This window comes from Streptomyces sp. NPDC026301 (genome assembly GCF_055567935.1).
In genome coordinates, this window is sequence record NZ_JBVHPN010000007.1 from 135,683 (window position 1) to 156,183 (window position 20,501).

The following is a 20,501-nucleotide window of genomic DNA, read 5'->3' on the forward strand; positions in this document are numbered from 1 at the left end:
TGCCTGGTGAGGCAGGGGAGAGTCGGTCGCAGCGATCTATAGTTGGTCTCATGAGCCGTTGGCAGGAGCTGACCGGGGAAACGTCCGGCAATGACTACGCCGCACGGTTTGCGGCGCTGGCCCGTAGCGGCAAGGACGTGCACGGTGAGGCGCGGCTCTGCGCGGCTCTCGTGCCTGCCGGAGCGCGGGTGCTGGACGCCGGGTGCGGCACGGGCCGGGTCATGATCCGGCTGACGGAGCTCGGGTACGACTGTGTCGGCGTGGATCTCGATGCGTCGATGTTGGCAGTGGCGCGGGAGCAGGCGCCGGACCTGCCCTGGTTCCAGGCCGATTTGGCCGAGTTCGAGCCGGACTTGCTCGGCATCGCAGGGGACTTCGATCTCGTGGTCGCTGCGGGCAACATTTTTCCGTTGCTCGCTGCCGGCACCGAGGCCACGGTGGTCAAGCGCTTGGCCGCGGCCTTGCGCCCGGGCGGTCTGATGGTCGCCGGCTTCGGCCTGGACGCAGCCCACCTCCCTGTGCCGCCCAGTATCACGCTGTCGGAGTACGACGACTACTGCGCCGCAGCCGGCCTCACCCTCGTTGACCGCTTCGCTACCTGGAACGCCGACCCTTACGACGGCGGCGGCTACGCCGTCAGCGTCCACCGCCGGTGAGAACCGGTGAGAACCGCTCGGCATCCGCAGCCCTGAGTGCCTACTCTCTGTGTCCGATGCGCCCCAAGGACAGGCCCCTGGCCCCGGGGGAGGGCACAGCGCTCGAGCGTGAAGGCGAAGTCGCCGGAGAGCTTGCCGCTCAGCCGGCATGCCGAAACGAGCTTTCCCTCCGTGATCAGCCTCTCGCCCTCGGCCCGCGAAGGACCGCAACCTTCAGCGATCAGTCTCACCGGCCGGACCACGATCCGCGCCGTGAAACGGACCGAGACGTCGATCTTCCCTAAGCTCTCGGCTTCGCCCGAGCAATGGAGACAAGACCCCATCCACGGTCCAGGTGATCCGATCCGCCGGTGTCGCGGCGATGACGGCCGTGTCAGAGCCCAGCGGCATCCACGTAGCCGACGATGACCCGAGCCGGCCCCCCCCAGGCCGCTACCGCCATCGATGCACTCCGGGCAGTGGTACCTGGGCTGTTCGTGATCCTGCATGTGGTGACCCGGGAGAGCCGGCCTACCCGGAACCAGCGGATCTTCCGGGACCACTGCGCGCCCATCCCGCGGACGCGACCCGCTACGCGCAGCTCAAGCGGGTTGGGTGGTGCCGTCGATTGGCGGTTAGCCTGCGGGGTTGTCCTTGGGGATACTGGCGATCATGCGTATCGAGATCGATCCTCAGACGGTGTCCCGCAACGACTTCTATCGGGTGTTGACCGCTACGGTCGTGCCGCGGCCGATCGCGTGGGTGTCGACGGTCGCCGAGGACGGCGGCGTCGCCAACCTGGCCCCTGCGTGATTCGGCGGACAGTGGTATTGGTGAGTCGCGACGTTAGTACAGGTCAGGGTGCTGATGCAATCGGTGGTGGCTTAGATGGAGCTCCCGACGATCAGCCCAGCGGTGGCGTGGCCTCGCCGTCCAGTCTGTGACAGGCCCTTCCCTGCAGAAGGGGAACAACGCTTGCTTGTCGTTGATCATCACGCTATCTCGGCGCTGCTGCCAGGCGCTGCCGATGACCTGCCGGTTTCAGGCCTGGCGCCTGGTGTTGTGAGCTTCTAGGAGCGGGTGAGTCGACGGGTGATGCTGGTGATGACGGTGGTACCGAGTAACCAGCCTACGAGGGAGCTGACCCAGGAAATCCAGGCAGTGGTGCCGACCGGGGTGAACGCCTTTTCCTGCCCGAGGTCGAGAACGGGCAGGATGAGATCTAGAGCGAAGACGACTGGTTGAAAAACTGGGCCGTCGGATTGGGTCGGCCGCGGCGGTGTTAAGGAAAAGGCTGTGGCGGCAACCGTGGTTAGCGCCAGGAGCCATATGAGCGCGCGCCCCGGTCTGTAGCCGTACCCGACAGTGGCGTCCTCCACGTATCCCCACAACCGGGCCGGCGCGCGCAGACTGCGTCGTCGTTGTCGATGCTGCGCCAGGAGTACTGCCCGGGCGTCTTCGTCGTGGCCCAGTTGCCGGTAGTAGGTAGCCAGCTGTTCATAGGGCTGAGGGTGGTAATCCGTGCCACGGTGCAGCCAGGCCAGACGGTGGCTGGCGGGCAGCACTGGGCGGAGGGCCTGGTAGGTGAGCGCGGTCAGCGCAATGTGTGAGGGCCATGAGTGCGCAGAATCGGTAATGGCAGTGATGTTGGCAGAGCTCAGGTCGAGCGTTGCTGGTGGTGAGAGGGGGGACTCCATGCTGAGCGCTCCCAGGGTGGCGCGTTCAAGGTCGACGGTCGTTGCCTCGGAGAACGTCGTCTCGGTAAGTGAAAGTGTGCCTTTGGCTTCGGCACGCGTAAGGACGATGTCGCCAACGATGCGCGTCGCGTCGCCCAGAGTGATGTTTGCTTCCACGCGGGCGTCAGGAGCTCGAAGTGCATACCGGCGGTAGGGGAGGAGTGTGCTGGCAGTGAGTTCTATGGATTCCCCGATGACGGCGGCGAAGAGATTGATACCCCCCTCGACGGTTAGACCGTGAGCGTAGAAACCACCACCGACGGTGAGTGTGGGAGCGGCGATGGCCCACCCGGTGCTGCTACGTACATCGGCATTGACCAGCCAGAACTGGCCGCCGATCGTCGCGCCGAATAGATGGATGCCTCCGTCGTCGACCAGCAGATCGGTACAACGGAGGTCTTGAACGAGGTGCAGGCCATCGCCGCGGAACGCCGGACGCGCTTCCCCGGTCAGGTGGGCATGGCTGACCTCGATGGTGAAGGCATGGGCACCCCACAAGTTCACTCCGCCCGTCACGTGAACGGAGTGGGCATACAAGCCGCCGTCGATGCGCAGCTGCGGCCCGTTCACGGCATAGCCGGAGCCGTTCCCTGCGATGTGGGCGGCAGTCAGCCACAGATCGCCTCTGACCTGTGCGCCGAAGAGGGAGATCCCTCCACTAATCAGCCGGGTGAGCGTCAGATCACCGTCCACACGCAGTCGGTCTGCGCTCAGGTGAGGTATGTGGCAGCCCCTGAAGTCCGCCGCACGCAGCGAGGCATCAGCGAGCTCCACCGGCGCGTCGAAATGGCAGTCGACCAGGGAGAAGGGGATCTCGACCGTGGCGTATTGCAGATGAAGGCAGCCGGTTATGTGCGCTCCGACCAACTGCAGCCTTGGTATGGCGCTGTCTTCTGCTGCAGGGGGCTGCAGCAGAAGAGTGGCGATAACCTCGGCAGGGACTTCTGGGCGCACAGAGCCCGGGTCTTGTGCTGTGCCTTCGGGCCGCGCGCCGGCGAAGTCGAGAACCTCGCCGTCGCGTACGGCTTGCCACAAGCGCTGCGAGGCCGGATTCCAATGGACGGGTGGTGTGGTCGTCACCCTGACCATGGTGCCCGTCCGCGACTGTCCAGCGTGTACCCGTCACGATCTTCGGCGGCGCGAAGCCGAAGGTGCGGGTGTCGTCCTCGTTGGGATGCAGGCGTCTGAACGGCTGATAGTCGGCCCACTAGCTTGGTCGATCGATGGTGTGTGAGAACTGCTCGGTGCGGTGTCCCAGCCTCCGGCGTCAGGCGCTTGCGGGGCGCGAACGGGGCGGCCTCGCTGATCGCGGTTGCCCGTGCGCGCCGGAGATGGCCCTTTCTGCAGGCTAGTTGCTTCACGTACGGGTGTCCGTTCCCGGCCAAAGTGCTCTAAGTGAGGTTTTCGGGTCTTGTGCACGGTCAAGGCTTCTGCCCGAGCCGGCAGGTGAATGCCCTGCCTGGGGCTGAGGGGGGGAAGGTCGATGGCGGGCGAGCCGACAGAGATTGCGTGGCGGATTCAAGCAGCGGTTGCGGATTTGACGGCCAAGGCCGATTCGAAGGCCTCGTTTGCTCTGACCATGCAGTCCACGGCATTGGCTGTCTTAGGCATCCTGGCCAGTTCCCGGCGAGCGGCGGGTGGTCTCGACTCGGGCGCATCACAGTTGCTGCTGTGGTGTGGCGTCTTGCTCATGGTCAGTGGAGCAAGCTGCGCGGCTTGGGCCATCTCGCCGAACCTCCGCAAGGAGCGGCGGGGGCCGGAACATGACGATGACTTCCTATATTTCGGCCATGTTCGGCACTTGGAACCGACGGCCCTCGAGGCCATCCTCCGGGGCAAAGATCCGCTGCCGCCTCTGTCCCGGCAACTGGTGGTGATGAGCGAGATCGCCTGGACTAAGCACCGCCGCGTGCAATGGTCACTCATGTTGGCAGTTGCGGGCTGCACCGCCTTCGCTCTCGCGGCCGTGGCCGGATGACATACCAGGAAGGCAGGACGCTGATGAACTTCCGGTCCCTGGTATCCGCCGACGTATGGCGCGACCTTGTAGAACGCGGGCGTCGGCGAACGTTCGGGCGTAGATCCGTGCTGCTGCGTCAAGGAGAGTCGCCGGACGCCGTCATCGCGCTGGTCGAAGGTTTGGTGAAGGTGGCCCAGAGCAATGAGTGGGGGGACGAGCTGACGCTGACGCTGCGGGGACCAGGAGAAGTTCTCGGGGAAATGGGCGCCTTACTCGGACGCCCACGCTCGGCCACCGTCACCGCGGTCTATCCGTGTACAGGGTTTGTTCTGCCGGCTCACGCCTTTCGCGGCTACGTAGAGCGCCATCGTTTGGAGGCGGTGGTGTATCAGCTGACCGTAGAACGGCTGAACAGCCACGAACGCTTGCGAGCGGACCTCGCGCACCTGCCACGCGTGGCACGTATGGCCCGAATTGTTAGTCATCTCGCGGACGAAATCGGCTCTACCTACGGCGACGACGGCTTGGTCGTCGAGTTGGGCATGGCCCGGACGGAGCTGGCCACTATGGCGTCCATGAGCCGCTCATCAGCACTTGATGCTCTCAGCCAGCTTCAGGTGGCCGGTGTCCTCACACTCGGACGCCGGAACCTGATCATCAACGACGTAGCCCACCTCAAGGCCGCCGCCCGGGACGAGAAGCAGCTTCCGGGTGATACCGGCTGCCAGGGCGACCCATCCGCCATGTGACACAGGGCACGTTCGTACCGTCCAATGCTGGACCATCTGATCCCTACTGCTCCACGAAGGTGGCACTGGCCGCGATTTCGCGACACACCACCCGACGAGAGGAGCGGCACATGCTGCCGTCATGGGAACCGTTGTGGCCCTACCGGGCCGTGCTGGCCGTGGACGCCCGCAACTTCAGCGCGCTGGACAGCAAGGGCATGCAACAGGTGAACGCCGATATCCCACCGTTGCTGTCCCAGGCGCTCAGCGTCAGTAACGTGAGCGCTCACTGGGAGCGGCGGATGTTCGGCCAGCATGCCGGCGACAGCTACGTTGCCGGCATGGACCCAGAGGTTCTGCCCGCGCTGGTGGGCTGCTTCCCCGACGCCCTCCGGCAGGCTTTGGCCCGTCGACGCGCTGATGCCCCCGCCAGCACCCCCCTGCAGCTCAGGGTCAGCATCCATGTCGGCCCGCTGCCGCACACTGGTCTGGGCGTACCAATGGTGCACACCCACCGACTCCTGGACGACGACGCACTGCGCACTCTGCTGAACCGCGCGAACCCGGAGATCACCAACACCGCAGTGATCATCTCGCAGCGCGTCTATGAGGACGTCTTCGAAAGCGGCTGCCTCAACGGAGACGTCTTGCCCGACCAGTTCATGCGACACCTGGTGAAGGTGAAGAAGTTCCGGCAGCCGGCGTACGTCCACATCCCCGGCTTCGACTGGCGGCTCGCGGACCCGGATATCTTCGAACCCCTCGACAGCACAGACGCGGCTACTGAGCAGCTGCCCCCTGCCCCCGGAGCATCACCTCAGCCGGCTTCTCCCGCCCTGGGCACGGTGAGCTTCAGCCATTCCGGCGAACACGGCATTCAGGCATACAACCACTTCGGCGCTGGACGGGGGCAGTGATGATCGACGACAAGCAAGGTCAGCAAGACCGTGCGGAGCCCACCTCACCGTCGGCGGAACGCGCCGAACCGAACGAACCCACAGGCTCCCTTCAATCGCCGAAAAACGGCCAGTCGCCCTCCCGCTCGGTGCACTTCGCTCACTCCGGCGAGCACGGCATTCAAGCATACAACCTGCACCTGAACGGCGATCAAGCGGTCCCCATTCCCATCACCGAGAGTGACGCCGACTACAAGGCGAGCCATGACAGCCGATTTGTCCCGCCGCGCAACGCAGACCAGTGGGTGGAAGCTTCCGCACTGCTGGACAAATACGGAATCATCGTGCTCTGCGCAGCCCAGGGCACCGGGCGACACACGGCTGCCATACGTCTGCTGCGTACGGTGCCCCCCCCTCCGCAGGCCATCTTTGACCTCGACCCGGAATGGTCCAAGCCCTCGGTCCGCCCCCTGCCGAAAGAGGCAGGTACGGGATACATCCTCGACCTCTCCGACCTCACAGAGAACCCCGGCGAACGGCTGGGCACCGACCTGGTCGGCTATGGGGCGGAGCTGCGCAAGAACAACTCCTTCCTGGTGATCTTGGCCACGCCCGCCGACTGGCATGGTCACTGGGTCGAACCCACGATGCCCTTCACCGTCCGGCTCGAGTCTCCGGACGCGAAGGCCCTCGTCACAGCAGAATTCCGGGGGCACTATCGCGGCGACCGTGTGGAATGGTTGGACAGGAAGGAGCTTGTTGACATCTGGGAGGCCAACCCATCCGCGCGTGCTGCGTGGCGCCTGGCCGACCGCCTCATGCGCGCCTCCGGTCCAGAGAAGATCCAGGGGATTGTCGATGAGTTCGGTGACTGGCACACGGAAGTCGAGAATCTCCTCGGAAGGAACCGGGCGAGAGAAAGCGACACACAGCTGCTGTCCACCTGGGTCACGGTCTGGGCCGGCGCCCTGCTACACGGAGGGCAGCGCAAGTCCGTCATCAAGGCAGCCGACGACCTCCTGGCCCAACTCGGATTCAAGCGCGACCCCGCCAACGTCCTGACGGACGCTACGACAACAAGCAGACTGGACGCCGCAAAAATCACCCGCAACGGGGACCGCGCTTTTCACGACAAGAATATGGAAGGCCTGCCCGCGGCCATCCTGCGCCATCTGTGGGACGAGTTCCCCACCCAACACAAACTTCTGCGCACATGGGCCATCGGCATTGCCGCAGACCGCACCATCCCGGAAGAGGACGCCCGCCGAGTCACTACTGCGCTGTTGAAGCTGGCGGTCCATCGCCACGACCGGGATGTCCTCGACGGGCTGGCCAGTGACCTACAAGGCCCCCGACGGCGCCTAGCCGTGGAGGCCCTGACCAAAGCAGCAGAGGATGCCGAGTTCGGCCGCTACGTGAGGAATCGCCTGCGTCAGTGGATGGACAACAAGGCCCCTTCTGACAACAAAGTCGACCTCGTCATCGAGATCTGCGCAAGCACCTGGGGAATCAACCAGCCGGCTCTCGCACTGACACGTCTAGGCAAGGCGGCAGGCCACAAGGACTTCGGCTCCGAGATGGTCGTCCACGCCTTCCAGCAGCTCGCCCTGCAAAACCCGGAGCAGGTGCGCAAAGCCGTCGATCAATGGCTCAGTGACGCCGAAAGCGAACAAGCCGACGAGGCTGTGCAACGCCAGACGCTGCGAGCGTTCATCGCTCTCGTCTCCAGCGACGAGGGAACAGATCTTATCTTGAACGATGTCCCCACCCCCGAGGCCCGCCTGCGCCTCGTCTGCGCTTGGCGGAAGCTGCTGTCCACCGACGCCGCTGTGGAGGCGGTCGGCAGGCAACTGACCCGGTGGCAAAAACGCTTCCAGGGCGACCGCGAGCTCCGGGAACCAGTGCTGGACCTGCTCGCGGACATTTTCACCCCACCCAGCCGCCGCTCCGGCCTCGACGGGCTCATGGTGACAGAAGAGTCGGCGATCGATCCGTTCTGGCGGGAGGTCCTGGAACGGGCCGCCTACCGCTACCGGACGTCCGAGGGGGCATCGACTCCTTGACGATCGACGGACCCGGCCCGTGGTGGAGCCGTCGGCGCAGTCGGATCCGAACCCAGTGGCCCACAAGCCTGCCCGGCATCCGCTTCTGCGCCCGTGGCACACTCACCTACCGAGCACACACGCTCGTTAAGGCTGGCAGCACAGCTGCCGCGCGGGCCGCCGCACGACTGGCCCTGGACGAACTCGGCCGCGGCATCACCCAGCGCCACATGCCCGAACAGCTCACCACCGCACAGGAACGCCTCACGCTTGCCGTGGCGCACTGGCACACCCCTGAGAACATCCCTGGCCTCTGGCTGAAGGCGCATATCACCCTGATGCTCACCGAGCAAGATGCGGGGCGGGCCCAGAGATACCAAGACGCCTTGCGCGAAGTGGCACTCCAGCTTGCGCAAGAAGACGAACGCCGAGAACGGTTCAGGCAAGTGGTCTTCGACAAACCGGACGCCACACGCATCTGGTGGCTCGACCGCCACCTGGACGATCTCGACTCCCTCGACTGGGACGTCTTCAAGGAGAAGATCCTTCCGCTGGTCGGTGCGGCCGACGACACCCAATCCAAGGCCGAACGCATCGCCCAAACGCTCATGTACGTCTGGGAGAAATTGGGTGACAAACCAGGGCAACATGCGCGCTTCACCACCACAGTGCGTACCGTTCTGGACCAGATGGGATGGAACGACGCGATCGACTGGCTGGCGCCGGAAGAACCGTCAACCGCTGATTCGCCCGGAAGTGGCCGCGACGACGGGGGAGAGGGAGAGCCATCCTCAGTGGCTAAGGCGGGCGCAGCCCGATGAAGCTACCGGCCCTGCGCTGGCTGCTCGATCCGGCAACCAGCCTCCTAGCCTTACGGATCCGTGCTCAGGAACGCGGTCGAATATCCCACGACGCGGCCTGGCGGCTGGCCCGTGTGACACGCCATCCCGACGAAATGGTGTATCGGCATCACGGGCACCTTGTCGAGGACACATCCGACGAAGCGACGTAGCAACACCGCATGGAGCCATCCGGCCGGGATGCTGGGCTGTCCCGGAGGGTCGACCTGGTAGCCGAGCGCGCTCTCGCCGCGATTCAAATGCGGATGGGTATCTCACCGCCTACCGGGTCCGCGGCTTCGCCGGGTCCGATCCCGACTCGACGGCACTGCCTGTGAGGTCATTTTGACCCCGCCTGGTTCCTTGCTTGGCGGTGCTGCTGGAAGGCGACGTCACCTGGTGTGGAGCGGCTGCTGGTGCCGTGGGCGTATTGGGGCCGTCAACACGCTTCGCCGGCGCGCCGGTGGGTGACGGAAGGTCGTTGCCCGTCCAGCGTCGGCGATGGTGGTGAACGTACTGGGTGCCAGTGCCCCGGCGGATGATCCGCAGCAACCGCCGACCCTCGTCACCATCGATCTCACGAACCTGCACACGCCCAGCCACGTGATCATTCTGACCCGGTCGCCGCGCAAGGAAACGTCCACGCGGCGAACCTTCACGAAGCAGACATTGTCAGCGCGCGGGTCAGTTCGGCGTCGTATTGATCAGCGTCGAAGTGAAAAATCGGAGGGCGCGCCTCATCAACGGGCACCTGCCAGTCAGACCACTCCACGGTCCCGCCGTGACGCTGCACGAACACGGACAGGTAGCCGCAGCATCCGTCCGTGCACTCGGGCTCACCCAGCACTACACGTTGTCCCTCGCCGGTTGCCCAGAGGGGCCCTGGCCATCGGCCGGCAATGCCTCCTCGGCAAACGGGCCGCGGCCTCCCTCTCCGATCGAGGCTGCTACTACTTCCTCGCCATCGATCCGGAAAGACAACTGGGCGGCCCATCGGGGGCCTGGTGGCAACACACTGATCTCAAGCCGATTGAACACCCAAGCACCCTACGGGAGTACTGGCAGCCTCAGTTCCGTTCCTACGACCGGATACCGACTATCAGGCAACGTCCGGAGAAGCGAACGTTGCCTGATGCGGAATTAGTAGTCACGGCACTGCCGACGCCTCATCGCATAACAGAAATGAGGCGTCGGCTTGCAGGTCAAAAGCCCATTTTGTAGCTAACCAGACGGCGAAGCCCGTTGAACTGGGCTAGGACATACGGATGCATACGGCGTAGACCTGGACAGCCTTGCTCCAGCTGCCGTCCTCGCTCAGATTACTCTCCCGCTTCATTTCGACGACCCACCCCTTACCGTCATCTGTCGGATGGCTGCTCTTCGCTGAGAATTCCGGATGCCCAAAGTTGAAACCACCGCTGATCACGCGGAAGCCCTGCGGAGCGCGAGCAGTTACCACGTCATCCGGCCCCCCTTCAGCCGTCATCACAGTGAAGACCGTGTTCTTGTCCACCTTGCCGTCCAAGGCGGTGAAGGCGGTGTCGCGCAACTGTCCCAACGGATTCGTCATAGTGCCCCCCCTGTTGGCCACTGATTGCGTTGAACCATCGGAAGCGTCTCACGCAGCGTCATCCACAGGCCGCCGACTCTCGGGCGATGTGAGGGCATTTCCACTTATTGGCTATCCCGCAACAAGAGGCACACCGGCCCTGCCCGGCCCGCCAATACCGCGTCTGCGGGCGCCACCCCCAACTGAACGGACACCCGTGAACGACCGCACCCGCCGAGCCGCCCGCACCGTCGTGCAGATCATCATCAGTCTCGCCGCCGCGCTCCCCCTTCTGGTCGACGCGTCCGGCATCCCCGAGACCGCCGCGGGCGTGGGCGTCGCCCTGACCGTCGCCGCCGGCATCACGCGCCTGATGCAGCTGCCCGCCGTACAGCCGATGCTGTGATGGCTCGGCATCGATATACGCAACGAGAGCGGAGGGAGCGCGTCCTGCGCATCCTGCTCCGCGAGGAAGGCGTCTCCTTTCAACGTCTGAAGACTTGGAAGACCTCCCGCGATCCGGACTATGCGGCCAAAAGGCCCGCGTCGAGCACCTCTACGCGATCGCCGATGGCGAGGTCATAGCCGAGGACGGCGAACCCGAAGACATCTTCTGCATGGACGGGTTCGGGCCGCTCAACCTGATGCCCCACCCGAGCCGACCAGTCGGCCGAACGCGGGCAAGTACAAGGGCCCCGTCCGCGACCCCGCCGATGGCGCCGGGCGGCCTACAACCGCTACGGCGGGGTCCGGCATCTGTTCGCCGCCCTGGGCCGAACCAAGGACAAGCCCTACGGCCACACAAAGCCGATCAAGAGGCGGACCCAGTTCATGGAGTTCTGCCGCTACCTCCGCACGCTTTACCCACGAGAGGTGCGGATCGCGATCGTCAGCGACAACTTCTCCCCGCACCTGACCACGAAGAAGTGCCAGCGCGTCGGCACCTCGGCAAACAACGTCGAGGTGGCCTACACCCCGACCAACAGCTCCTGGCTCAACCGCGTCGAGGCCCAGCTCACCGCCCTGCGCTACTTCACCCTCGACGTCACTGACCACGCCAGTCACAAAGAGCAGGGCAGCATGATCCGCCGCTACATCATCTGGCGAAACCGCCACGCCGACGACCAGCGCCTACGCGCCGTCGTCGACAGGGCGAACCTTGCCTGATGTGGCACTAGCACCTGCGTGGTTCGGCGGACGGTGGTATCGGCCAGTTGGGACATTAAAGCGTTTTGTGCAAGGCCGCGTTAGGGCAGGCCAGGGCTCGTGAGGACAGTTCTCTGGTCATGATGCGAGCGCGAGGTTGTGCATGTGGGCGACGGCCTGGACGGCGTGATGAAGGCCGTCGCCACGTTGCCGGCAGTCGCGGAGAATCTTGTAGTTCTTCATCCGGCCGATCACGTGCTCCACCCGGGCGCGGACCTTGCGGTGCGCCGCATTGTCATCCTCCTCGCCCTTGAGGAGCCCGCGGCCGGGGCGCTTGCGGTGCGGCACGACCATGCCGCAGTTGAGGTAGGCCCCGTCGCCGAGGACCGTGACGCCCTGGCAGTGGTTGGCCAGGCCCGAGCCTCGCCAGGCGTGAGCGTCGGCCGTGGTGCCGGGCACCGGCCGTGCCGCGTCGATCACGAGACGCGTGTCGGCGTCGACGATGACCTGCACGTTCGCGGAGAACCGGCAGTTGCGCGACGACGTGCCGATGTGTCGATCCCGGACCGGGGCCAGGGTGCCGTCCACGATCCACAACCGCTCCGCGGTGTCGCCGGGACGTGTCATGGGCTCCAGCGCCAGCAGCGGTCCCAGCCGTTGGATCACCCGGCACACGGTCGAAGAGGAGACCCCGAACGGCGGCGCCAGCTGCCGCATGGTCAGGTTCGTGCGGTAGTACACGGCGACGATCAATACGCGTTCGGCCAGCGGAAGACTCCATGATCAACCATGCGGGGTGCCGTTGCCACCCCGCTCCCGCACCACTTTCAGCAGCCGCCCGAACTGATCCACTCGCAGCCCGGTGAACGTCTCCACCCCACACCGATCGGCCCTCAACACCCCATTCATACACCGGAGATGCCCAGTTCACGGCCTTGTGCAACACGCTTTAGGCAAGGTCAGAGACCTACGCAAGGCCATTTTTCTTCACTGGGGGGAGGGGCCGGCAGGTGAGAACATGCGGGCGCCGGTCGACGCACCCGGCCCCAGTCCGGTCTTGGTGGCGTGTGTGTCTGAGGCCGGGCAGCGCGCAGGGCTGGGAGGCCACCTAGGACAGTGCCCCTTCTTCCGTGCGTCGCCTCATACCCGATGCGTGGCGTATATACTGGTTTGTTCCCCGTCGATTGGCTAGATCCAGAGGGGCGCTTGCGCCGCCCGCTGAGGGCAAGCTGCACATGCATCGTGGCGGGGCGGATGCCGTCGCATCGTGGTACCGAGCCTGTGGCTCCACCTGCCGCCCTACGGGCGCTGGAATCACCCGGTGGACGGTCCACGACAGTCGCCTGACGCCGGGCACTCCGCACGTCACATCGTGACTCTTGGAATGAGACGAGCCTGCGGTACGGACGTCGGCTGACGCAATCTCATACCGACTCCTTTGTTCTTGGGTGTGGAGCACAGGAAGTGTGCGTTCGGAGTCGCTGGAGTGGGGCACCAGGTAGCACAGGTAACACAGCCGTCTTCCGTATTTCGCTGGTCAGCGTGCTGTCCTGTTCGGGGATGGAGGTTGGTGCATTTATCTGAAATACCTGTGAGGTGCGGAGGGTGAGTTTCCGATTTCAGCGCGCGCTCTTTATTTGGATGGCGCAGAGTATTCATTCTCTTGACCTGTCGGGCGGCAGGGGTACGCTCGGCTGTCACGCGAACTGATTATCGCGCGCTCGTCACATCGATCGCGAAGGGCACAATCATGGACCGGAGATTGTTTGATAAACGTCGTACGATTCTAGCCCTCCCGCTGGCCGGCGTCCTTGGTGCTGTGCTCGTTGTGGGAACGGCTACCGATGCGTCTGCCAAGAGGTACAGGCAGGCAATGAGCGGCTCGTTCGCCATGTTCTCGGATTCTTATAAGCCACGGAACTTCCTGGACTGCAGGTACGTCGACAAGGAGAACAATAAGCTTGTTGATGATTATCGGTGTTCGGATGGAAGCGGGAAGTCGCGCCTTCTGGCCACCATCCTGATGCCGGACCTGGATAAGACAAATCACAGGCCGCTGCCACCCGACTACTCGGGATGGAAATATCTGGCTGCTCCCGATCACTTCAAATGCGTCTGGAACAAGAATAACCAGGGCATCAAGACCGCGGAGACGTTCAGGTGCAGCTATGGCAGCCGTCACTTCCCGCTCGACTGGATGGTTCTCGCCACCCAGGATGTCCCTCAGGGAGTTCCGCCGCGAGACGCAGCTTGGTACGTCCCGAGCGGCAAGTGCTGGATCCCGAGCGGCAAGTGCTGGTAAGCCACGCACCCGGAACGGCTGACCCGTGGTTGCCCTGTTCATAAGCCACAGCGGCCGGGACCGGGCCGTGGCGAAGCGGATCGCAGGCCGGCTCAAGGCAGCGGGGTTCGCCGGGCTGTTCCTCGACTTCGACCCCGAGCTGGGCATCCCGGCCGGTCGCTCCTGGGAACGGGAGCTCTACACCCAACTTCGCAGAACCGACGGCGTGGTCTTCGTGGCCAGCGAAGCTTCCACCGCATCGTCCTGGTGCTTTGCCGAGGTCGCTCTGGCCCGCTCGTTGGGCACCCCCGTCTTCCCATTGCGCATCGACAACACCGCACGGCTCAAGCTTCTGTCCGAGGTTCAGTGGGTGGACCTCGCGGACGGTGAGGAAGCCGCACTCGACCGCCTCCTCATCGGGCTGCAGCGCGCCGGGCTGAAGGCGTCCGACTCCTTCGCCTGGGACCCCACCCGCGCCCCTTACCCGGGCCTCGGTCCGTTCGCGCCCGAGGACGCCGCCGTCTTCTTCGGGCGTTCGGACAAGACCGAGGAGCTGCTGAAGCAGCTGCAGCCGACGCTCGCGCACGGCGCAGGACGCTTCGTAGCGATCATGGGCCCTTCAGGAAGCGGCAAGTCCTCGCTGCTCCACGCGGGGCTGCTGCCGCGCCTGTACGAACGCCCCCGCCGCTGGGAGGTACTGCCGCCGATGCGGCCCGGTCAGTATCCGACCCGGGAGTTGGCCCACGGACTGGCCCTGGCGTTCGGCAACCATGGCTTGGTGCGTTCTGCGGACGATGTGATGAGGAGGCTGGAACAGGGCTCCATCGCGTTGGTGGACCTCGTGGGCGAACTCAGCAGGGCCGGGGAGGAGGGCGCCGCCGGAGGCGAACGGCGCAGTGTCCTCATGGTCATCGACCAGGCCGAGGAGCTCATCAGGCGCACCGGTGTCGAGGAGCGGCGGTCGTTCCTGCGGCTCCTGAGCGGCGCGTTGAGTGAGGAGAGCCTGTTGTGGGTCGTGGCGACCGTACGCTCGGAATTCCTGAGCGCCGACCCGGAGCGTGCCGGGCTGACGGAAGCGGTCGACGAGACGCTCTCCATAGAACCGCTGAGCCGGGCCCTGCTGCCCGAAGTGATCGGCCTCCCTGCGCGCCGGGCCGGGGTGGAGATCGCCCCGGGGCTGGTCGAGCGCATCGCCGAGGAGACCACGGGCGGTGACGGGCTGTCGCTGATGGCGTACACCCTGCGCGAGCTCTACGACCGGGTCGGCCCCGAAGGGATGATCACCGCGGCCGACTACGAGGCGGTGGGTGGGGTGGTGGGTGCCATGGAAGGCCGGGCCGACGCGCTGCTCGACGACCTGACCCGACGCGGGCACGGGGACGCCGTACTGCCGACGCTGCTGAAGCTGGCGACGGTCGAGGGTGATGAGGAGCCGACGCGAAGGCGCCTGCCACGCAGCGCCCTGAGTGGGGATGAGGCGACGGTGGTGGACGCCTTCGTCGACGCCCACCTGCTCACCAGTGGAAGCGGCGGGGGCGTGGCTGAGGGGACGGCAGGTCGCGAGGCGGCGGAGGAAGCCACGGTCGAGGTGGCCCACGAAGCTCTGCTGCGACAGTGGCCGCCGCTACGAAAGGCCATCGATGACTCTCGCCGGTCGCTTCGGCTGCGTTCGGAGCTGGAGCGTCTGGCGGCCGACTGGAACCGCGGCGGGCGCGACGATGCGTATCTGTTGCGCGGCGGGCGGCTGGCCGACTTCGGGGACTGGGCCGCCGAGCACACCGGCGAACTCACCCCCGTCGAGAGCCGGTTCCTGGCCGCCGGCCAGGCCCTGGCCACACGTGAGCTCAATGCGGCGCGGCGCTCGAACCGCCGGCTGCGCGGTCTGGCGGCCAGCCTGGCCGTCCTGCTGATTCTCACCCTTTTGAGCGCCGGCCTCGCGTACATGAGCAACCAACAGGCCCAGTCCCGCGCCCGCCTCGCCCAGGCCGACGCCCTGGCGCTCCGGTCAGATTCCCTCGTACGCAGCAGGCCCGACGTAGCCATCCTGGTGGGCTTGGAAAGCCTCAGCGTGGCCCGTGCGGACCGGCCTGAACCGCAGCCTCCAGCAGGACTCGTCACCGGTCTGGCCCGGGTCACTCACGTCTCGACATTGCTCCGCCACGGCGGTCAGGTGCAGGGGGCAGCGGTGAGCCCGGACGGCAGGGTGATCGCGACCTGCGGCTGGGACCGGAAGGTGCGGCTGTGGGACCGCGCGTCGGGAAAGCCGCGTGGCAAGCCGCTGACCGGGCATCGTGGTGCGGTCATGGACGTGGCCTTCTCTCCTGACGGGGCACTGCTCGCGACAGTGAGCCTCGACCGCACGGTGCGCCTGTGGAATGCATCGACGGGCGAGCCGTACGGGAGGCCCCTGCGCGGTCATCGGAGCGGAGTGCAGGACGTGGCATTCTCCCGTGACGGCAGGCTGCTGGCCACTGCCGGACAAGACGGCACTGCGCGGCTGTGGGACGTAGCGGCCGGGAAGCGGCGGGGCGTCGCGACGGCCGGCACGGCAGAGGTGACCGGCGTGGCATTCAGCCGCGACGGACGCTTCCTCGCCACCTCGGGCAAGGACGGCAGGGCGCGTCTGTGGCAGCTGGGGTCGGGAGACCCGCGGCAAACACGGGTATTCGTCAGCAGTCACCACGACTGGCTGCGGGCGGTGGCCTTGAACCGGGACGGTACGCTGCTGGCCGCGGGGAGTTCCGACGGAAGGGCCCGGCTGTGGCGGGTGGCCTCGGGAAAGCCGGACGGTCGGCCGCTGGGCCGCCAGGGTCTCAACGTATGGGACGTGGCCTTCAGCCCCGACGGGAGGCTGCTGGCCACGGCCGGGGGCGACGGCACCGTCCGGCTCTGGGATGTGGCGACGCACCGTCCGAAGGGACAGCCGCTCGTCGGACACACGAACCTGGTGAACCGTGTGGTCTTCACGCCCGACGGCAAGCAACTCCTCACGACGAGCTGGGACTCCACCGCGCGGCTCTGGGAGCTCGCCGAGACCCCTTCGATCAGCCGGCCGCTCACCGGACACGATGGGGATGTGGACGGCGTCGCCTTCAGCCCCGACGGCAGGCTGCTGGCAACCGCGGGCGACGATGCGACGGCCCGTCTGTGGCGGGTTGGCTCCGGTGAACCGTTCGGCCGTGTGCTGCGGGGGCACAAGGGCCCGATATACAGGATTGCGTACAGCCCCGACGGGCGGCTCATCGCCACAACCAGCATGGACGAAACGGCGCGTCTGTGGGACGTGACCTCCCGCGGACAGCACGTCCGTAAACTGACGGCACATCAGAAAATGTTGATGGATGCGGCCTTCAGCCCCGACAGCGAACTGCTTGCCACCGCGGGCGGCGACGGCAGCGCGCGTCTGTGGTCCGTGCGTACGGGTAAGCCCCTCGGTGAGCCTCTCGTCGGGCACACCGAAGCGGTGAACGCACTGGCCTTCAGCCCCGACGGCCAGCTGCTCGCGACGGCCGGCAACGACCAGATGACGCGCCTGTGGAACATACCGTCGGGAGCGCCGCATGGGCGGCCGCTGAGGGGTCACACCAACGAAATCACTGCCGTGGCCTTCAGCCCGGACGGCGCCCTGCTCGCGACGGGGAGCGCCGACGGTACCGTACGGCTGTGGAACACGGACTCCGGGAAACAGGTGAGGAAGCCACTCACCAGCAATTCCAGTGCGGTGGCGGACGTGGACTTCAACGCGGAGGGCAGGCTGCTGGCGACGGCCGGCAACGACGGCTCGGTGCGAGTGTGGAACGTGGCGGACGGACGGCCGGAGGGCCCCGCGTTGACCGGACACCAGGGAGAGATCTTCGCGGTCGCCTTCAGCCCGGACGACGCGCTGATCGCCTCCGCCGGCGCCGACGACACCGCGAGGATCTGGCGTCTGAACTTCACGGCGTGGGCGGAATACGGCTGTCGGCTGGTCAACCGCAATCTGTCGACATCGGAATGGGAGCAGTTCGTACCGGGCGTCGATTACCGGCGCACCTGCCCGGGTCTTCCGTCCGGCCCGGGAGCGCCGCGGGAGGCACCGGCCTCTCGCTACTGACGCAGTCGGCTGTGAACGGGAGCGGGGCAGGGTGGATATGTTGGTCGCCGTGATCGGCAGCGCCGACCCAGGGCGGTGCTATGAGCCCGCGGTGCGTGATCCCACCCTCGCGGTCACGGCAGCCGAGGAGATCGGCCAGGAACTCGCTCTGCGAGACTGCCGAATTGTCGTGCACTCCGGTCGTGCAGCATTCATTGAAGCGGCCGTGGTTCGCGGGTACATAGCATCGGGACGAGCGCGGCCGCGCTCCATCCAGACCTACGGCCGCTACGGTCGCGACGACACGGACTATCGTGAACTCGCAGAGCATGATGAGACGTTTGATATGCATCCCGAGGCGTCGGCGGACTGGGAAGTGAGCTACTACCGCTCCTTGCTCTCTGTCGATGCGGTTCTCCTCATCGGCGGTGGGCGATCCACCTTCACCGCCGGCCTGATCGCCTTGTCCCGGCGCATTGCCCTCGCTCCGATCGCAGCCTTCGGCGGCGCGGCCGAAAAAGTCTGGCACCGTTTCGCCCATGAACGGGGCTTTGCCACCGAGGAGGATGTCACCGTCACGGCTGCCGGTTGGCGGCCCGGTTCCGCTGCGGACGTGGTGTCCTGTCTCGTCGGCCAACACCGCCGTCAGGCCCTGCAACAGGACGAGGAAGCTCGCCGTCGGCGCCGGGCCGACCGGAACGCGGCGGTCGGCCTGGCGGTCGGCCTGGCTTTGCTGGTGGGGACGTTGACCACCGTCCCCTTGACGTACGGACTGCAGCCGGGAACGCCGGGCAGCATCACGTCTCTGGTAGCGGCCCCGCTGTTGTCCGCCACTTGCGGCGCCATCATCCGTAACTCCTTCGATGAGGCACACAGCTGGCTCAGTACGACGGTACTGGGCACCGTAGCCGGCGCCATCACCGCTTTGCTATTCATCGCGGCGCAACTGGTCTCCACTCCCGATCTTCTCAACGGCGAAGCCGCCCGCCGCATCATCTTCTTCGTGATCCCCGTCGGATTCATCGGCGGCCTCACTTTTGATGCGGTCTACGCAAAATTGCGCACGCAGGATATCGCTCAGGCATCAGTGATAGGCAGAGAGTGACTGCCTCTGCGGCGGAGGTATGCCTCCAACAAGTCGTTCTCGGAGGAATTGCAGGGACTATTTGCAGATCATTTCATTTAGTGTGTTCGTTAGCCTGCTGCGGGTGGGAATCGTTGAGCGGCTGGTGTCGACCGGAACTTTCCTCACGAGCAAGCTCGCTCTCGTCACCGGCGCGACCTCCGACATCGGCAAGGCATTCGCCGAACACTTCGCCTGCGTGATTCGGTGGACAACGGTATCGGGGAAATGTGGACGTTAACGCTCGTCAGGTCGCTGATGCAACGGTGGAGGCCGGAGCGGCGGAGTTTTCGACGACCAGCCCAGCAGTGGCGCGGCCTTGCCCCCCCCGCCAGCCTTCTCCGCACACCGCAGGCCCTCCCCTCGGACAGTGAAGGAGTAGCGCTTGCCTGTCACCCTCGTCGCCGTTCAAGGGCGTCCACGTTTACGTGGCCGGAGCTTCCCATGGCCTCCCCGGCAGGGCCGCTCTCCGCAGAAACGTCCCGGGGGGGGCGTGGGAGAGCAGCCCTCTGCCCAGACTTGTTTTCTCCGCACCCAGAACGTTGCCGCGACCTGGCTTGCCAGGCGGAAGGCCTCGACACGGCCCGCAGGCAACAACGACATGATGTCCCTCGCGGTGTCAAGCAGGCGGGCTGTGATGACGGCCTGGCCTCTGGACGACGGGGGCAGGGAGTAGGCGTCGGTCCGGCGGTCGGGTGCGGGGCCGCCCCCGACCAGCAAGGGCGTCAGGCGGGAAGGATTTCCTCCAGGGCCTCTACGACCTCGAAGGAGTCCGGGGTGGTCTGCGGGGAGAAGCGGGCGGCGACGGTGCCGTCGGGGGCGAGGAGGAACTTCTCGAAGTTCCAGCGGATGTCGCCGCTGTGCCCGTCCGCATCCGCGGTGCGCACGAGTTTCGCGTACAGCGGGTGCCGCCGGGGGCCGTTCACCTCGACCTTCTCGGTCAGCGGGAAGGTGACACCGTACGTGGACGAGCAGAACTTGGCGATCTCCTCGGGTGTTCCGGGCTCCTCCTCCGCGAACTGGTTGCACGGGACGCCGAGGACGGTGAACCCCCGTGCCGCGTACTTCTTCTGGAGCTGTTCCAGCTCGGTGTACTGCCGGGTGAGGCCGCACTTGGAGGCGACGTTGACGATGAGGACCGCCTTGCCCCGGTACTGGGCGAGGTCCGAGGGACCGCCCTGGAGAGCGTCGATGTGAACTTTGTAGAGAGACATGCCGGAGATGTTAGGGCCACTCGTTCGGATTTTGCCGGTCCCGCCGGCCGGCACCGCACCGAACCGCCTCGACTGGCGCCTACGCACCGGATCGGACGGGCGGGCACCGCCATCGAGGGGGTGAGCATCACGCCGCTGCGCACCGAGGCCTTGGTCTCCGTGCTGTCGGCCCACCATCCGCTGGCCGACAGCCGGCAGATCTCGCTGGCGGGGCGACCTTTCTTAGTCCATCCAGTGCAGCAAGTGGCCTCGGTTATCGAGGAGTGACCGGGCGGCGGGC

At 65.9% G+C, this 20,501-nt stretch carries 15 protein-coding genes and 3 pseudogenes; 13 read left to right on the plus strand and 5 right to left on the minus strand.

What is annotated here, in order from left to right; genetic code table 11:
* Positions 1 to 50: 50 nt before the first annotated feature.
* Positions 51 to 656, plus strand: coding sequence for a class I SAM-dependent methyltransferase (locus ACZ4MH_RS14060; protein ID WP_351585918.1), 606 nt, complete (start codon positions 51 to 53; stop codon positions 654 to 656).
* A gap of 98 nt (positions 657 to 754) precedes the next feature.
* On the opposite strand, the pseudogene ACZ4MH_RS14065 reads toward ACZ4MH_RS14060, so the two are convergent.
* Positions 755 to 940: pseudogene (locus ACZ4MH_RS14065) on the minus strand (DUF1062 domain-containing protein); the annotation flags it as partial.
* A 367-nt stretch (positions 941 to 1,307) separates the two neighbouring features.
* Here ACZ4MH_RS14065 and ACZ4MH_RS14070 point away from each other — a divergent pair.
* On the plus strand, positions 1,308 to 1,448 hold the full coding sequence (locus ACZ4MH_RS14070) for a hypothetical protein (protein WP_351585921.1): 141 nt from the start codon (positions 1,308 to 1,310) through the stop codon (positions 1,446 to 1,448).
* Positions 1,449 to 1,705: 257 nt separating this feature from the next.
* Here ACZ4MH_RS14070 and ACZ4MH_RS14075 read toward each other — a convergent pair whose 3' ends face one another.
* A complete protein-coding gene (locus ACZ4MH_RS14075) occupies positions 1,706 to 3,451 on the minus strand; it encodes a hypothetical protein (RefSeq protein ID WP_351585923.1) in 1,746 nt (581 codons plus the stop codon).
* 403 nt (positions 3,452 to 3,854) lie between these two features.
* Here ACZ4MH_RS14075 and ACZ4MH_RS14080 point away from each other — a divergent pair, with 403 nt between their 5' ends.
* From ACZ4MH_RS14080 to ACZ4MH_RS14100, 5 genes are all read left to right on the plus strand, one after another.
* Positions 3,855 to 4,349, plus strand: a complete 495-nt coding sequence (locus ACZ4MH_RS14080; RefSeq protein ID WP_351585925.1) for a Pycsar system effector family protein — start codon at positions 3,855 to 3,857, stop codon at positions 4,347 to 4,349.
* Entirely contained in the window at positions 4,346 to 5,080 is a 735-nt protein-coding gene (locus ACZ4MH_RS14085; protein WP_351585927.1) for a Crp/Fnr family transcriptional regulator, read from the plus strand. Before ACZ4MH_RS14080 ends, ACZ4MH_RS14085 begins: the two co-directional genes overlap by 4 nt.
* Positions 5,081 to 5,190: 110 nt before the next feature.
* The gene (locus tag ACZ4MH_RS14090) at positions 5,191 to 5,976 is read left to right on the plus strand and encodes a hypothetical protein (RefSeq protein ID WP_351585929.1); all 786 of its coding nucleotides are present in this window, start codon (positions 5,191 to 5,193) and stop codon (positions 5,974 to 5,976) included.
* Positions 5,976 to 8,018 carry a hypothetical protein gene (locus ACZ4MH_RS14095; protein WP_351585931.1) on the plus strand — a complete coding sequence of 681 codons (2,043 nt, stop codon included), beginning with the start codon at positions 5,976 to 5,978 and terminating at the stop codon, positions 8,016 to 8,018. The genes ACZ4MH_RS14090 and ACZ4MH_RS14095 overlap by 1 nt, the downstream gene beginning before the upstream one ends.
* Positions 8,015 to 8,818, plus strand: coding sequence for a hypothetical protein (locus ACZ4MH_RS14100; protein WP_351585933.1), 804 nt, complete (start codon positions 8,015 to 8,017; stop codon positions 8,816 to 8,818). Before ACZ4MH_RS14095 ends, ACZ4MH_RS14100 begins: the two co-directional genes overlap by 4 nt.
* A 1,270-nt stretch (positions 8,819 to 10,088) precedes the next feature.
* Here the strand turns inward: ACZ4MH_RS14100 and ACZ4MH_RS14105 are convergent.
* Entirely contained in the window at positions 10,089 to 10,406 is a 318-nt protein-coding gene (locus ACZ4MH_RS14105) for a hypothetical protein (RefSeq protein WP_351585935.1), read from the minus strand.
* Positions 10,407 to 10,602: 196 nt separating this feature from the next.
* Here ACZ4MH_RS14105 and ACZ4MH_RS14110 point away from each other — a divergent pair, with 196 nt between their 5' ends.
* Complete coding sequence (locus ACZ4MH_RS14110) at positions 10,603 to 10,791, plus strand: hypothetical protein (RefSeq protein ID WP_351585937.1); 189 nt, start codon at positions 10,603 to 10,605, stop codon at positions 10,789 to 10,791.
* A 44-nt stretch (positions 10,792 to 10,835) separates the two neighbouring features.
* Positions 10,836 to 11,552, plus strand: a pseudogene (locus tag ACZ4MH_RS14115) (transposase); the annotation flags it as partial.
* A gap of 117 nt (positions 11,553 to 11,669) precedes the next feature.
* On the opposite strand, the pseudogene ACZ4MH_RS14120 reads toward ACZ4MH_RS14115, so the two are convergent.
* Positions 11,670 to 12,440 (minus strand): annotated as a pseudogene (locus ACZ4MH_RS14120) (transposase family protein).
* Positions 12,441 to 13,281: 841 nt separating this feature from the next.
* Here ACZ4MH_RS14120 and ACZ4MH_RS14125 point away from each other — a divergent pair.
* Genes ACZ4MH_RS14125 through ACZ4MH_RS14135 form a run of 3 tightly spaced genes read left to right on the plus strand, consistent with a single transcriptional unit; the run spans position 13,282 to position 18,989 of the window.
* Entirely contained in the window at positions 13,282 to 13,833 is a 552-nt protein-coding gene (locus ACZ4MH_RS14125; RefSeq protein WP_351585939.1) for a hypothetical protein, read from the plus strand.
* A 25-nt stretch (positions 13,834 to 13,858) separates the two neighbouring features.
* Complete coding sequence (locus ACZ4MH_RS14130; RefSeq protein WP_351585941.1) at positions 13,859 to 17,905, plus strand: nSTAND1 domain-containing NTPase; 4,047 nt, start codon at positions 13,859 to 13,861, stop codon at positions 17,903 to 17,905.
* Positions 17,906 to 17,954: 49 nt separating this feature from the next.
* Entirely contained in the window at positions 17,955 to 18,989 is a 1,035-nt protein-coding gene (locus ACZ4MH_RS14135) for a hypothetical protein (protein WP_351585943.1), read from the plus strand.
* A 743-nt stretch (positions 18,990 to 19,732) separates the two neighbouring features.
* Here the strand turns inward: ACZ4MH_RS14135 and ACZ4MH_RS14140 are convergent.
* Positions 19,733 to 20,221: a glutathione peroxidase gene (locus tag ACZ4MH_RS14140; RefSeq protein WP_351585945.1), complete on the minus strand. Its 489-nt coding sequence runs from the start codon at positions 20,219 to 20,221 to the stop codon at positions 19,733 to 19,735.
* Between the two features lie 120 nt (positions 20,222 to 20,341).
* Here ACZ4MH_RS14140 and ACZ4MH_RS14145 point away from each other — a divergent pair, with 120 nt between their 5' ends.
* Positions 20,342 to 20,488: a hypothetical protein gene (locus tag ACZ4MH_RS14145; RefSeq protein ID WP_351585947.1), complete on the plus strand. Its 147-nt coding sequence runs from the start codon at positions 20,342 to 20,344 to the stop codon at positions 20,486 to 20,488.
* Positions 20,489 to 20,501 lie beyond the last annotated feature (13 nt).